At 43.1% G+C, this 13032-nt stretch carries 20 protein-coding genes; all 20 read left to right on the top strand.

What is annotated here, in order from left to right; all coding sequences use genetic code 11:
* Nucleotides 1-13: 13 nt before the first annotated feature.
* The 20 genes from der to ACQY3F_RS17505 all read left to right on the top strand — a co-directional run bounded on the left by der (nt 14) and on the right by ACQY3F_RS17505 (nt 13008).
* Nucleotides 14-1444, top strand: a complete 1431-nt coding sequence (der, locus tag ACQY3F_RS17600; RefSeq protein WP_428356266.1) for a ribosome biogenesis GTPase Der — start codon at nt 14-16, stop codon at nt 1442-1444.
* A 208-nt stretch (nt 1445-1652) separates the two neighbouring features.
* Nucleotides 1653-1880 carry an addiction module protein gene (locus ACQY3F_RS17595; RefSeq protein WP_428356265.1) on the top strand — a complete coding sequence of 76 codons (228 nt, stop codon included), beginning with the start codon at nt 1653-1655 and terminating at the stop codon, nt 1878-1880.
* Complete coding sequence (locus ACQY3F_RS17590; RefSeq protein ID WP_428356264.1) at nt 1877-2158, top strand: type II toxin-antitoxin system RelE/ParE family toxin; 282 nt, start codon at nt 1877-1879, stop codon at nt 2156-2158. Before ACQY3F_RS17595 ends, ACQY3F_RS17590 begins: the two co-directional genes overlap by 4 nt.
* Before the next feature lie 47 nt (nt 2159-2205).
* Nucleotides 2206-2721, top strand: coding sequence for a thiol peroxidase (gene tpx, locus ACQY3F_RS17585; RefSeq protein WP_428356263.1), 516 nt, complete (start codon nt 2206-2208; stop codon nt 2719-2721).
* Nucleotides 2722-2740: 19 nt separating this feature from the next.
* Nucleotides 2741-3439 carry a tRNA (adenosine(37)-N6)-threonylcarbamoyltransferase complex dimerization subunit type 1 TsaB gene (gene tsaB / locus ACQY3F_RS17580; RefSeq protein ID WP_428356261.1) on the top strand — a complete coding sequence of 233 codons (699 nt, stop codon included), beginning with the start codon at nt 2741-2743 and terminating at the stop codon, nt 3437-3439.
* Nucleotides 3440-3455: 16 nt separating this feature from the next.
* On the top strand, nt 3456-4079 hold the full coding sequence (locus tag ACQY3F_RS17575) for an L-threonylcarbamoyladenylate synthase (RefSeq protein ID WP_428356259.1): 624 nt from the start codon (nt 3456-3458) through the stop codon (nt 4077-4079).
* Between the two features lies 1 nt (nt 4080).
* On the top strand, nt 4081-4731 hold the full coding sequence (locus ACQY3F_RS17570) for a site-2 protease family protein (RefSeq protein ID WP_428356257.1): 651 nt from the start codon (nt 4081-4083) through the stop codon (nt 4729-4731).
* Nucleotides 4732-5544, top strand: a complete 813-nt coding sequence (locus tag ACQY3F_RS17565; RefSeq protein ID WP_428356255.1) for a segregation and condensation protein A — start codon at nt 4732-4734, stop codon at nt 5542-5544.
* The gene (gene scpB, locus ACQY3F_RS17560; protein WP_428356253.1) at nt 5537-6547 is read left to right on the top strand and encodes an SMC-Scp complex subunit ScpB; all 1011 of its coding nucleotides are present in this window, start codon (nt 5537-5539) and stop codon (nt 6545-6547) included. Before ACQY3F_RS17565 ends, scpB begins: the two co-directional genes overlap by 8 nt.
* A gap of 17 nt (nt 6548-6564) precedes the next feature.
* Nucleotides 6565-6855, top strand: coding sequence for a DUF3301 domain-containing protein (locus tag ACQY3F_RS17555; RefSeq protein WP_428356252.1), 291 nt, complete (start codon nt 6565-6567; stop codon nt 6853-6855).
* 144 nt (nt 6856-6999) lie between these two features.
* A complete protein-coding gene (locus tag ACQY3F_RS17550; protein WP_428356251.1) occupies nt 7000-7242 on the top strand; it encodes a hypothetical protein in 243 nt (80 codons plus the stop codon).
* Between the two features lie 159 nt (nt 7243-7401).
* The gene (locus ACQY3F_RS17545; RefSeq protein WP_428354266.1) at nt 7402-7536 is read left to right on the top strand and encodes a hypothetical protein; all 135 of its coding nucleotides are present in this window, start codon (nt 7402-7404) and stop codon (nt 7534-7536) included.
* Entirely contained in the window at nt 7481-7852 is a 372-nt protein-coding gene (locus ACQY3F_RS17540; protein WP_428356250.1) for a hypothetical protein, read from the top strand. The genes ACQY3F_RS17545 and ACQY3F_RS17540 overlap by 56 nt, the downstream gene beginning before the upstream one ends.
* 53 nt (nt 7853-7905) lie before the next feature.
* The gene (locus ACQY3F_RS17535; RefSeq protein WP_428356248.1) at nt 7906-8292 is read left to right on the top strand and encodes an FAD-dependent protein; all 387 of its coding nucleotides are present in this window, start codon (nt 7906-7908) and stop codon (nt 8290-8292) included.
* Entirely contained in the window at nt 8289-9578 is a 1290-nt protein-coding gene (locus ACQY3F_RS17530) for a putative transposase (RefSeq protein ID WP_428357732.1), read from the top strand. Before ACQY3F_RS17535 ends, ACQY3F_RS17530 begins: the two co-directional genes overlap by 4 nt.
* 34 nt (nt 9579-9612) lie before the next feature.
* Entirely contained in the window at nt 9613-11007 is a 1395-nt protein-coding gene (locus ACQY3F_RS17525; RefSeq protein ID WP_428356247.1) for an NAD(P)/FAD-dependent oxidoreductase, read from the top strand.
* A 141-nt stretch (nt 11008-11148) separates the two neighbouring features.
* Complete coding sequence (rplM, locus tag ACQY3F_RS17520; RefSeq protein WP_428356245.1) at nt 11149-11577, top strand: 50S ribosomal protein L13; 429 nt, start codon at nt 11149-11151, stop codon at nt 11575-11577.
* 20 nt (nt 11578-11597) lie between these two features.
* Entirely contained in the window at nt 11598-11990 is a 393-nt protein-coding gene (gene rpsI, locus ACQY3F_RS17515) for a 30S ribosomal protein S9 (RefSeq protein ID WP_428356243.1), read from the top strand.
* A gap of 431 nt (nt 11991-12421) precedes the next feature.
* Complete coding sequence (locus ACQY3F_RS17510) at nt 12422-12700, top strand: type II toxin-antitoxin system RelE/ParE family toxin (protein ID WP_428356242.1); 279 nt, start codon at nt 12422-12424, stop codon at nt 12698-12700.
* A gap of 8 nt (nt 12701-12708) precedes the next feature.
* Entirely contained in the window at nt 12709-13008 is a 300-nt protein-coding gene (locus ACQY3F_RS17505; RefSeq protein ID WP_428356241.1) for a HigA family addiction module antitoxin, read from the top strand.
* Nucleotides 13009-13032 lie beyond the last annotated feature (24 nt).

Raw genomic sequence — 13032 nt, 5'->3', positions numbered from 1 at the left:
TTACGGAACTTGTATGACCTTACCCGTTATAGCTTTAGTTGGTCGACCTAATGTAGGTAAATCAACCTTATTTAATTACTTAACCCGCACTCGTGATGCCCTTGTTGCGAATTACCCGGGCTTAACCCGTGACCGAAAATATGGTCGTGTAAAGCGTGGCGAAACTCCTTATTTACTGGTCGATACCGGCGGTATTACAGATGGTGTCGATGGCATAGACTCAGTTGCCAAGAGACAAGTGCAACTTGCCCTGGAAGAAGCCGATGTAGTCCTGTTTTTAGTGGATGCGCGCGAAGGCCTGAACAGCGCCGATGAAGCTATTTCGGCGACGCTAAGAAAACTGGATAAACCAGTTATTCTAGTAACCAATAAAATTGATGGCATCAATGCAGAAATTGCGGCTGCCGACTTTCATCGCTTAGGCATAGGCAATCCAGTTTCTATTGCTGCAACGCATGGGCGCGGAGTCAATGAATTATTACAGCGGGTAAGTGCTGAATTACCTGAAGTCATAGAGCAAACAGCAACTGAGCTAGAAGACCAAGGGGTCGCTATTGCAATCGTTGGCCGGCCTAATGTGGGTAAATCCACTTTGGTTAACCGCTTGCTGGGCGAAGAGCGCGTAGTCGTCTTTGATGAGCCAGGTACCACGCGAGATAGTGTTTACATCCCCTTTGAGCGAGATGGCAAAAAGTATACCCTGATTGATACCGCCGGTATGCGCCGCCGTGCAAAGGTGACTTTAGTGGTAGAAAAATTTAGTATTATCAAAGCATTGCAGTCGGTAGAAAAAGCTAATGTAGTGATTTATTTAATTGATGCGAGTGAAGGGATTACCGATCAGGATGCCCATTTGCTGGGTATGGTGCTGGATGCCGGGCGTGCGCTGATTATCGGTTTTAATAAGTGGGATGGTTTGGATTTTGATCAACGCGAACTGATCAAGCGTCAAACTGATGTTAAACTGCCGTTTTTAGATTTTGCTGAAAAACACCCCATCTCCGCCTTGCATGGCAGCGGTGTCGGTAAACTATTCGATGTAGTGCATAAGCTATATGATGCTGCGATGGTGGATATGTCTACTTCGGTATTAACGCAGATTTTAAAAGATGCTGTTGCCGGGCATCAGCCATCAATGGTTAATGGGCGTAGAATTAAATTAAAATATGCACATCAGGGTGGACGCAATCCGCCTATAGTGGTTGTGCATGGTAATCAGACCGATTTCTTACCGGCCGCTTACGAGCGCTATTTAATGAATTATTTTCGTAATAAATTAAAGCTTGAAGGAACGCCGATAAGAATAGTTTTTAAGTCACCTAAAAATCCGTTTAAAGAGGTTAAAAATAAACTAAGCGACCGACAGTTACATAAGAAAAAACGTTTAATGGAACATTATAAAAAGAAAAAAATATCCTTAAAACGAAAAAGCAGGGATGCGTAGAGCGGACTTTAGTCCGCTAGAAAGTATGCAAGTCATTCTGAATTGAGTTGCTAACAAAGCATGTAAAGAGTAATTTTGGTCTTATTGCGCTGGCCTTTTCTTTCAGCTAGCAATCAGGCTGGTTACCCCATGATCTTTTAATCTATAAATTTTTAAAGTTAGCTACAATTTAAGGCATGTATTGAAGCAGCACTAATGAGGCTACCAAGTGAGACCAGAACAAATAAAAAATGAAGTTAGCAAATTGGGGTTGTCTGAAAAACTTCTTCTCGTTGAAGATATTTGGGATTCGATTGCTGCCACTAATTCAGAAATGCCTATGCCTATGTGGCAGAAACGAGAGCTAGATAGACGCTATGAAGAATATAAACAAGGCAAGCTAGAACTTCATGATTGGGACGATGTGCATAAAGGTTTGCGTGAAAAATATAAATGAAACTAAGCTACACGGACAGGGCAAAGGTTGATGTGGAAATTGCCTTTTCATGGTATGAAAGACAAAGGAGAGGGTTAGGGTTTGAGTTTCTGGATTGTGTAGAAAGTGCAATAAAATCAATACTGGATAACCCAGAAATTTATGAAACCTATTACTTGACATATAGAGGGTGCGTAATCAGGCGTTTTCCTTTCTCCGTATTTTATACAATTGAAGATAGAGGAATTGTGGTGCATTCAGTTTTTGACAATAGGCAAGACCCTGAAAAGAAGCCATAACCAGTCGAGAATAGATCCAGTAACAAGATAACTAATGAGAATTAAAAATGGCTAAATTAACATTTAAACCCGGTAACGATGAAATCATTATCAGTACTAGTGGTGAATTACCTGAAGTGGGCTCCAAGGCTCCTGATTTTATTCTGGTCAACGGCAAGCTTCAGGATGTTTCCCTGGCAACGTATGCAGGTAAACGCAAGATTCTGAATATAGTCCCTAGTCTGGACACGCCTGTATGTGCAGCATCGGCCAGAGCTTTTAATGAAAAAGCAGATCGAGCTGAAAATACGGTTTTGTTAATGGTTTCAGCAGATTTACCTTTTGCCCAGGGGCGTTTTTGTGAGTCTGAAGGCTTAAAAGAAGTTTTTCCTTTGTCTACCTTTCGCTCCAACTTTGCAGATGATTATGGTGTGCGCATGCTAGACAGTATGCTGGCTGGATTGACTGCGCGAGCGGTGGTGATTATTGATGAAAATGACCGCGTTATTTATACTGAATTAGTCACAGAAATTACCCATGAGCCGAATTATGATGAAGCTCTGGATGCATTAAAAGATCTATAGTCTTCAGTCGTCATATAGAATGAAAATACTCGCCGTTGATACGGCTACCGAAGCTTGTTCAGCCGCTCTGTATATCGATGGAGAGATTCAACAGCGCTTTGAAATCGCACCGCGCAAACACGCTCAGCTATTATTGCCGATGATTGATAGTTTAATGGCTGAGGCAGGATTAAAGCCACAGCAATTAGATGCGATTGCGTTTGGTTGTGGGCCAGGTTCTTTTACCGGACTTAGAATTGCCACGGGCGTGATGCAGGGCATTGCCTATGGTGCTGATTTGCCGGTAGTGCCGGTATCGACCCTGGCGGCAATCAGTCAGGCATGTTTACAAAAGACAGCGTACGATACTATATTTACAGCAGTGGATGCGCGCATGGATGAAATATATTGGGCTGTTTATCAACGCGATTCAGAAGGCGTGGCGCAGCTGATTGGTAAGGAAAAGGTTCAGCCCGCTACGGATGTCAATGCATTGGCATTAACCGGCTATGGCATAGGTTCAGGTTGGCAGCGTTATCAGCAAGAATTAACAGCGCGTCTAGGCGAACAAGTCATTGGCTTTGATGCTGAATATTTACCCAGCTCTGCTCAAGTGGCTTATCTGGGCGCTATCGGTGTACAGAGGCAGCAAACGGTTTCTGTAGAACAGGCTATGCCTGTGTATTTACGTGATAAAGTAGCAAAAACAACGGCTGAAAGAGAAGCGTTAAAGAATTAAGTACTGGTAAGATATTATGGCTCAATTTATTGAAATACATCCACAAAACCCGCAATCACGCTTGATTTATCAGGTGGTAAAAATTGTACGCCAAGGCGGGGTCATTGTTTATCCAACAGACTCAGGGTATGCTTTGGGCTGTCGTGTAGGTGAAAAACAGCCTCTGGACACCATTAAACGTATCAGGAAACTGGATGATAAGCATAATTTTTCTTTAGTCTGTAAAAGCCTGGCGCAAAGTTCCAGCTTTGCCAAACTGAGTAATGATGCACATCGCTTAATTAAAACGCTGACTCCCGGGCCATTTACCTTTATTGCGGATGCCACCAAAGAAGTACCACGGCGCATGATGCATGCAAAGCGCAAGACCATTGGGATTCGTATTCCGGATAATAATATTGCTCTGGCAATTGTTGAAGAGCTAGGCGAGCCTTTGCTCAGTGCATCCCTGATTCTACCAGGGGAAGAGTATGCACTGAGCGATCCGTTTGAGATTCGTGAAAGCCTAGAAAATGAGCTCGATTTGATTATAGATGCGGGCATTGTTAATGGCGAAAATAGTACCATTATTTCCTGTGCCGATAATCAAGTGAGTATTGTGCGTCAGGGAGTAGGTGTAGCATCTATGTTGGAGAATTAAGATGGATCAGTTAACATTAATACAGAAAATAGTCGTCTGGGTAGTGCCCGTTATTTTCGCCATTACCGTGCATGAAGTTGCTCATGGCCGGGTCGCTAAATATTATGGCGATAATACCGCGTGGATGCTGGGGCGATTAACCTTAAACCCGCTTAAGCATATAGACCCTGTAGGGACTATTTTAGTGCCTGGTTTAATGCTCGCGTTTACCGGTTTTGTCTTTGGCTGGGCCAAACCTGTCCCCGTTAATGTCCGGAATTTACGCAATCCTAAGCACGATATGGCAATTGTGGCATTAGCAGGTCCTGTAGCAAATCTGCTAATGGCGATTGGCTGGGCCTTGTTTGCCAGATTAGGTGTCTTGATTAATAGCAATGAGATTTCTATTCCAATGATTTACGTCGGAATGGCGGGGATTATGATTAACCTGGTATTGGGCTTGCTTAATTTATTGCCTATTCCACCCTTAGATGGCAGTCGTATTTTGTCCTGGGCGTTACCGGGGCGCTGGGCACAATATTACAATCAGTTTGAGCAATATGGTTTTTATTTATTGGTGATATTGTTAATGACTAATAGTCTGGGGGCAATTTTAGGCTATCCGCTTAGTATTGCCAAGAATTTGTTTTTTACTATAGCGGGTCTACAATAGTTGAGCGCAGATGCTAGTCTGGCTGAAGATTCTGAAGCAATAGCGGTTGTTTCCGGTGAGCCGTATTTAGAATTACCTGAAGATTTATATATACCGCCCGAAGCACTCAAGGTTTTTCTGGAAACCTTTGAAGGCCCGCTGGATTTGTTGCTATACCTGATAAGAAAACAAAATCTGGATATTCTTAATATCCCTATCTCTCAAATTACCCATCAATATATGCGCTATATTAATGCTATGGGTGAGTTGCAGCTGGAATTAGCCGCTGAATATTTGCTGATGGCAGCTTTGCTTGCAGAGATAAAATCACGTATGCTATTACCCAGACAGGTTAGTGCTGAAGAGGAAGAAGAGGATCCGCGAGCAGTCCTGATACGCAGGCTACAGGAATACGAGCGTATTAAAAAAGCAGCAGAAGATTTAGAGGAAATACCGCGCATGGAGCGAGATATTTTTATTGCCAGCGTGGATACCTCGACAGTTAGTGTACATAAATGTCAGCCTGAAGTTGAATTGCAGGATGTCGTGCTCGCCTTACAAAGTGTATTGCGGCGAGTTGAACAATTAAGTCATCATATAATAACTAAAGAACCCTTATCAGTCCGTGAAAGAATGGCCCTCATTATGGGAAGACTCGAAGACACGAGTAGCTTCCTTTTTACACGACTCTTTACCCAGCAAGAAGGAAAAGCAGGGGTTGTTGTCACGTTTCTTGCCATTCTTGAACTCAGCAAAGGAGGGCTTATCGAAATTCTCCAGCAAGAACCGTTCGGAGAGCTCCGAGTCCGAATCAAACCAGCAAATATTGCCTGATATCGTTGAACAGCAAGTTTTGACTGAAAAGGCATTACCGGTCGATTCTCTACCAGAGCCAGCTCCCAAACCCAAGCCAAAAGTGTCACCTGAAAAAAAGGCAAGGCCTAGAAAATCAGCTCAGCAAGAGAAGATGGCTGAGCTGGTTGCCAAGGTTGCCTATTTACAGGCAGAGCTGGATGCTGTGTCAACGCTGCCTAATGTGCAATCTGATCAAGAAGTGCTTCTTGAACAAAGCGAACAAGAGCTTGAGCCAGCTGCAGAACAAACGGCTTTACCAGACAAGCAAGAGCTTGTGTCTGAACAGCCAATTGAGCAAGGTGCAGAAGAGAGTGTTGCTGAGCAATTAAGTGTGCAGGAATCAATAGAATCTATACCCGAGCAGCCCAGTGTAGAGGGTCCAATGGATCTAGCTCCAGAGCAGATTAGCCATACTCTTTCCGCGCCTGTTGCTGAAAATAGTAAAGTAAAACGTATTGTTGAGGCGCTTTTATTTGCTGCAGAACAGCCTATGACTATTAAGCAGTTACATGCCGTTTTTCCTGAACTGGAAGCGCCGGAAAAGCAGCAAATACAAGAGTCAGTAGACTCCTTGAGCTATGATTATAGAGATCAGGGCATAGGTTTGCATAAAGTGGCGAGTGGTTACAGGTTTCAGGTAAAAACGGATATGGCACCTTGGGTAGCGCGATTATTTGCTGAAAAACCACCGAAATACTCTCGTGCACTGCTGGAAACCATTGCGATTATTGCTTACCAGCAACCCGTAACGCGAGGCGATATCGAAGAAATTCGTGGTGTTAGTGTTAGTTCGTATATGATCAGAACCTTATTGGACAGGGAGTGGATTAAGGTTCTGGCGCATAAGGAAGTCCCCGGGCGACCTGCTTTATATGGCACGACTAAGGGGTTTCTAGATTACTTTAATTTGCCGTCTTTAGACTCCATGCCGCCTTTGGAAGAATTACAGGCATTAGCACTAGAAGGCGAGATGGAAATATAATGTGGTCAGATATACTAATGATATTGTTATTTACAGCAGGATTTCTGTACTGGCAAAGCACGCAAAAAGTAAAAGAAATTGCTCTGGCAGCAACAATAAGGCATTGCCAAAAGCTGGAATTACAAATGCTGGATGGATATATTGCATGGCATGGGATATCGCTAAAAAAAGATCTCAGAGGAAAAATACATATTAGACGCTCCTACGCCTTCGAGTTTTCTTCCACCGGCGCAGAGCGTTATAACGGATTGGTTACGATGCTGGGCAGGCGAGTAGAATCAATACAGTTAGAGCCTTATCGTATTTAGTAGATCAATTATTTATCCGGGGAATTTCTTGTGTAGGGCGCGGTTTTAGCCCGCCTTTAAATGCCGTGGCATTGGCGGGCTAAAGCCGCGCCCTACAAATCTTCTGTTTGATTATTTCAAATCCATAGTCTTCACAATTAACACATGTTACGTTTAAGCAATATTAAACTTCCTTTAGAGCACACTGACTCTGACCTGCGCCTGGCAATTACAAGCAAGCTAGGTATTAAAGGCACTGAGTTGCTTGACTACAGTGTTTATAAGCGCAGCTATGATGCCCGTCAAAAGAGAAATATATTCTTTATCTATAGTTTAGATGTTGATACCAGCAAAAATTCGCAACTTTTACAGCATTGTGCGGAGGATCAGCAAGTTCAGACATCTTGATTCGCTATCCTGAAAGAAATCCATTAAAACTTAAACTAGGCAATATAATTAAAGGGTTAGGGAATTATTGTCCAATGATTGATATTTTCAGCTAAAGAAATGAAAATGGTACTCATTTAGGTTAAACTAAGCCCTCATATCATACGAGGTATTCAATTAATGCAGCAACTCATGCTCCCAATAATTCCTCAGGGTACGACTATTATAAATGGTCAGGTCAGTGTTGATAACCGAAATGATGAGTGGTTTTATTTCCTCGGCGGTATCCCGATCTATTCTCACCAGGGACAATAAGAGATTATTTAGACTTCACACCTCTCAACTCACCAATACCGGTTCCTGTCGTTCAATCGATATTATTACAACCTTTGGTGTCTCTAAAAGTAGTGTTATGCGCTCATTAAGGCAACTACGAGAAAAAGGGGCTGATTCGTTTTTTGAACCTCGCCCGACTCGCAAGGGAGGACCACTCTTTACGCTTGAGGTTTTGCAGCAAGCTCAGGAATATCTGGATCAAGGTATGACGCCTAACGAAGCCGCTAAAGAATTAGGCATCCGGGCAGATACCTTTCGCAAGGCGATCAGTGATGGACCAGTGGAGAAGCCTTAAGCAGTCAGCATATTGTTGTTGCTATTGGGCATAGCGCACGGGATACCTTTAAAATGCTGTTTGCAAAAGGCGTGTATATTGAGGCAAAACCCTTTTCCATCGGTTTTAGAATAGAGCATCCACAATCTTTAATTGACCAATGCCGCTTTGGTGACTATGCGGGCAATGAGCTATTAGGAGCGGCCGATTATAAGCTGGTGCATCATTGTAAAAATGGACGATCGGTATACAGCTTTTGTATGTGTCCTGGAGGTACGGTGGTTGCAGCGACTTCAGAAGAAGGGCATATAGTGACGAATGGCATGAGCCAGTATTCGCGTAATGAGCGTAATGCAAACAGTGCTATTGTGGTTGGTATTGATCCAGAGCAAGATTATCCTGGTTCTCCGCTTGCTGGTCTGGTCAAAATGAACCAGAGGCAGCAGGAACACTCTACATAGATGGTCATGTCCGTGTCTATCATGGACACTTGACTAAACTTCCCAAACGGCATGTTTCACGCGAAAAACTCTGCTTACGGGGTATCACCGACTACTGGGTTAATGATGGTACGGGGCGTCCCTTCTTTGTCGTTGAAAAAACGGTGGATCCGGGCTTACTAAAAACGCTGGAAGAAGATATCGTCCCCCGATTACTCAAAGACATTCCGAATCAACCGAGTGCACAAGCATTACAGCAAAACAAACAAGCCTGTCGTTTTATCCTGGTGTTTGATAGAGAAGGCTATAGCCCCGCATTCTTTAGAAAGATGTGGGACAAGCATCGTGTCGCTTGCATGACCTATCATAAATTTCCCACCGAAAATTGGCCACTGGACAATTTTTCCAGTCAGGAGATCACCCTACCGAGTGGTGAAAAAGTCATCATGAAACTCGCCGAACGAGGCAGTCTGGTTGGAACCAAAAAACAGGCGATGTGGATGAGAGAAGTGCGCAAGTTGACTGATTCTGGTCACCAAACCAGTATTATTACCACAGCCTATGAACTAGAGTTGACGGCTGTTTCTGGGCGAATGTTTAGCCGGTGGTGCCAAGAGAACTTTTTTAGATATATGAAGCACCACTATGGGCTAGATATGCTACAGGAGTATGGAATAGAGCCACTATCCGATACCCAAAAGGTGGTCAACCCTGATAGGCGCCAACAGGAAGGACAGCGTAATTCGATACAATCCAAACTCAATTACCGTCTATCTCGATTTGCAGCGATGGAACTTCATCCGGTGATTAAAAAAGATGAAACGGAAGATGTGAAATACAAGAAATGGGAAAGAAAACGAGCAGAATTACTCGAAGAAATAGAGCATTATGAAAATGAACTAAAAACCATCAAGGAACAACTAAGCCAAACGCCCAAACACATTACCTGGCAAGAGTTGAGAGACGAAGATAAGTTCGAACAGCTTCTGCCAGGGAAAAAGCGGCTGATAGATACTGTCAACATGATCGCTTATCGGGCAGAAACAGCAATGGCCGCTCTGCTAACCTCACCGACAATCGACTTTCCGATGGCAAGGCAACTATTACAAACGCTGTTTGTGACAGAAGCAGATATATTACCCGATGAAGTAAAAAAACAACTTCGGATACGTGTGCATAGTACTTCCCGACCTGCAAGTAATAAAGCAATAGAAAAGTTATTTGAACAACTCAATCAAACGGAACTCAATTATCCAGGAACCGATCTGCGCTTAATTTATGAGCTGACTTCATCCGCAAAAAATTAGGAAATGGTCTCAAATTAGTTTCGTCTGAATCAAGATGTCTGAAGTTAAATTGAAACCAGATGAGAGTTATCAATTTGTAGCCCAGGCACCAGAACAGTTAAATGAAAGGCCGATAGTCATAGGAATTGGGCCATGCGGCCTGTTTGCCGGTTTGATCTTGGCGCAAATGGGTTTCAAGCCAATTATTCTAGAACGGGGTAAAGCGGTGCGTGAGCGGACTGTAGATACCTTTGGTCTATGGCGCAAAGGTGAGTTGAACACCGAATCTAATGTGCAGTTTGGCGAAGGCGGAGCCGGGACGTTTTCTGATGGCAAGCTGTATACACAAATAAAAGACCCTAAGCATCATGGTCGTAAAGTCCTGCAGGAATTTGTAGCCGCTGGTGCACCAGAAGAAATTCTCTACCTGAGTAAACCGCATATCGGTACATTTAAACTGGTCACTATGGTTGAAAAAATGCGCCATACTATTGAATCATTAGGTGGCGAAATTCGTTTTGAGCAACGAGTCGATGAGTTACTCATTGATGATGAACGAGTTCAGGGCGTGGTACTGGCCAGTGGAGAAGCCTTAAGCAGTCAGCATATTGTTGTTGCTATTGGGCATAGCGCACGGGATACCTTTAAAATGCTGTTTGCAAAAGGCGTGTATATTGAGGCAAAACCCTTTTCCATCGGTTTTAGAATAGAGCATCCACAATCTTTAATTGACCAATGCCGCTTTGGTGACTATGCGGGCAATGAGCTATTAGGAGCGGCCGATTATAAGCTGGTGCATCATTGTAAAAATGGACGATCGGTATACAGCTTTTGTATGTGTCCTGGAGGTACGGTGGTTGCAGCGACTTCAGAAGAAGGGCATATAGTGACGAATGGCATGAGCCAGTATTCGCGTAATGAGCGTAATGCAAACAGTGCTATTGTGGTTGGTATTGATCCAGAGCAAGATTATCCTGGTTCTCCGCTTGCTGGTCTGGAATTGCAAAATCAGTTAGAAAAACACGCTTTTGTTTTAGGTGGGGGAAACTATGATGCGCCGGCGCAATTAGTCGGTGACTTTCTGGATGAAAAACCGAGTCGGGTACTGGGTACTGTTGAACCATCATATAAGCCAGGCGTGAAACTGGGAGATTTAAGTCGTAGCTTGCCTGGCTATGCAATTGCGGCAATACGTGAAGCGATTCCGGCATTTGATAAAAAAATACGCGGATTTGCCATGCAGGATGCTATTTTAACGGCAGTAGAAACGCGTACCTCATCACCGATTCGTTTAAAACGCGAGCGTGAATCATTGCAAAGCATTAACACCCAGGGGCTTTATCCGGCAGGAGAGGGCGCTGGATATGCAGGAGGTATATTATCCGCTGCTGTGGATGGTATCAAAATAGCCGAAGCGCTTGCGCTGGATATGCTAAAAAGCAAGGGTTAGGATTTATCCAGGGACCTGGATTCATTGTAAAACAGTCTTTTGTATTTGTTTTTTATGCTTGATTATTATAAGAACTTGAAAGAAAAGTTTAAATTTAATATAATGCACGGCTAACTTAAAATCTTACGAAAAGATACGAATATGAAAACATTTAGCGCAAAACCAGCTGAAGTGAAGCGCGATTGGTATGTGATCGATGCAGAGGGTAAGACGCTTGGACGTCTGGCTACCGAAGTTGCACGACGCCTTCGCGGTAAGCATAAGCCAGAGTATACACCTCATGTAGACACAGGTGATTATATTATCGTCATCAATGCTGAAAAAATCGGCGTGACAGGTAATAAAGAAAAAGACAAAATGTATTACCATCACACAGGTTACATTGGTAACTTGAAAAGTGTGAGCTTAGGTAAATTAAGACAAACTTTTCCAGACCGTATTATCAATAATGCAGTTCAGGGAATGTTGCCACGGAACCCACTGGGTCGTGCAATGTTCAAAAAGTTAAAAGTGTATGCGGGCCCTGAACATGGTCATCAAGCTCAACAACCTAAAGCTTTAGAGCTTTAGGCAACTAACAGGTTAATATCATGGCAGAAGCTTATTATTACGGAACTGGACGACGCAAAAGTGCGATAGCTCGCGTCTATGCAAAAGCAGGTTCTGGACAATTTACTATTAACGATAAAGCAATTGACGTTTATTTCGGTCGTAAAACTGATGAAATGATTGCTCGTTCTCCGTTAGAACTCGTAGAGTTGAATGATAAATTTGACATCAACGTAACGGTTAAAGGCAGTGGTCCATCAGGACAGGCTGGCGCAATCCGTCACGGTGTAACTCGTGCGTTAATGGTATATGACGAAACATTGCGTCCAGAGTTAAGAAAAGCTGGCTTTGTTACACGTGATTCACGTAAAGTGGAACGTAAGAAAGTTGGCTTACATAAAGCGAGAAAGCGTCCTCAGTACTCAAAACGTTAATCGTTTTATCGATATGCTGTATTGACTCTGGACTTGTTCCTGTTAAATACCAGCGAAATCGATAAGCTAAGAAGGGTTGTAATTTTATGATTACAGCCCTTTTTTTATGGGTTTTTTGTCGGTTTTATGTAGACATGCGTTGCATGTACATGCAACGCAAAATGAAATTATAAGGTGTATAGGGAAACGTAGAAGATACACTAAGGTCAGAACACCTGACCCCAGCCTAATAAAATCAAAAGCATAGCAATTCATCAAAGATAATAAGGTGAGACTAAAATAGGTAGGATGCTGCTGAGGAACGAAGCGCATCATTCGCGATAGATGCGCTTCGTTCCTCAGCAGCATCCTACGAGCTAACCAGGTCCATTAGTTTATGGGCACCTTATAAATAACTTTACCGTTAAACGGTAAGCTATTATACTGAGTTCATGATAAAATCATTTGCCGATTCGGATACAGAGTTTCTATTTGGCGGTAAGTGCCCTGGCGTATTCAGGGCCTTTAGAGAAAATGCGGAACGCAAGCTTCAACAACTGGACTCAGCCACTACAATTGATTTCTTGCGTAGTCCCCCGGGTAACCGTTTAGAAAAATTATCGGGGAATAGAAAAGACCAATACAGTATTCGCATCAACCGCCAATACCGGATATGTTTTATATGGAAAGATGGTCATGCTTTTGACGTTGAAATAATAGATTACCACTGAGGTGACTTATGTTAAAAAATAATATGCGCCCTATTCATCCAGGAGAAATTTTGAAAGAAGATTACCTGGCCTCTTTAGAGATGACGCCGAATGCTCTGGCGAAAGCACTGCATGTCCCCGCATCTAGGATTAATGATATTGTGCTAGAGCGCCGTGCTATAACTCCAGACACAGCATTACGTCTTGCGCGATTTTTTGGTGGCGATGCTCAATCGTGGATAAACTTGCAGTCAGCGTATGATTTGAAAATGGTCATTCAAAAGCATGGGGAAGAGATTAATAAGTCTATTTCGCCTTTAGCGGCTTAGCATTCAAGTTACACTTTGCTATTG

Source organism: Methyloprofundus sp. (assembly GCF_965251085.1).
Lineage (GTDB): Bacteria > Pseudomonadota > Gammaproteobacteria > Methylococcales > Methylomonadaceae > Methyloprofundus.
The sequence above is the reverse complement of the archived record's forward strand: the minus strand, read 5'-3'. Positions and strand labels throughout refer to the sequence as shown.

Excerpts from the sequence above, each read along its gene's own strand:
- der (WP_428356266.1), top strand. The coding sequence starts at position 14 with ATGACCTTACCCGTTATAGCTTTAGTTGGTCGACCTAATGTAGGTAAA.
- ACQY3F_RS17590 (WP_428356264.1), top strand. The coding sequence starts at position 1,877 with ATGAAACTAAGCTACACGGACAGGGCAAAGGTTGATGTGGAAATTGCC.
- tpx (WP_428356263.1), top strand. The coding sequence starts at position 2,206 with ATGGCTAAATTAACATTTAAACCCGGTAACGATGAAATCATTATCAGT.
- tsaB (WP_428356261.1), top strand. The coding sequence starts at position 2,741 with ATGAAAATACTCGCCGTTGATACGGCTACCGAAGCTTGTTCAGCCGCT.
- ACQY3F_RS17575 (WP_428356259.1), top strand. The coding sequence starts at position 3,456 with ATGGCTCAATTTATTGAAATACATCCACAAAACCCGCAATCACGCTTG.
- ACQY3F_RS17570 (WP_428356257.1), top strand. The coding sequence starts at position 4,081 with ATGGATCAGTTAACATTAATACAGAAAATAGTCGTCTGGGTAGTGCCC.
- ACQY3F_RS17555 (WP_428356252.1), top strand. The coding sequence starts at position 6,565 with ATGATATTGTTATTTACAGCAGGATTTCTGTACTGGCAAAGCACGCAA.
- ACQY3F_RS17550 (WP_428356251.1), top strand. The coding sequence starts at position 7,000 with ATGTTACGTTTAAGCAATATTAAACTTCCTTTAGAGCACACTGACTCT.
- ACQY3F_RS17545 (WP_428354266.1), top strand. The coding sequence starts at position 7,402 with ATGCAGCAACTCATGCTCCCAATAATTCCTCAGGGTACGACTATTATA.
- ACQY3F_RS17540 (WP_428356250.1), top strand. The coding sequence starts at position 7,481 with ATGAGTGGTTTTATTTCCTCGGCGGTATCCCGATCTATTCTCACCAGG.
- ACQY3F_RS17535 (WP_428356248.1), top strand. The coding sequence starts at position 7,906 with ATGCTGTTTGCAAAAGGCGTGTATATTGAGGCAAAACCCTTTTCCATC.
- ACQY3F_RS17525 (WP_428356247.1), top strand. The coding sequence starts at position 9,613 with ATGTCTGAAGTTAAATTGAAACCAGATGAGAGTTATCAATTTGTAGCC.
- rplM (WP_428356245.1), top strand. The coding sequence starts at position 11,149 with ATGAAAACATTTAGCGCAAAACCAGCTGAAGTGAAGCGCGATTGGTAT.
- rpsI (WP_428356243.1), top strand. The coding sequence starts at position 11,598 with ATGGCAGAAGCTTATTATTACGGAACTGGACGACGCAAAAGTGCGATA.
- ACQY3F_RS17510 (WP_428356242.1), top strand. The coding sequence starts at position 12,422 with ATGATAAAATCATTTGCCGATTCGGATACAGAGTTTCTATTTGGCGGT.
- ACQY3F_RS17505 (WP_428356241.1), top strand. The coding sequence starts at position 12,709 with ATGTTAAAAAATAATATGCGCCCTATTCATCCAGGAGAAATTTTGAAA.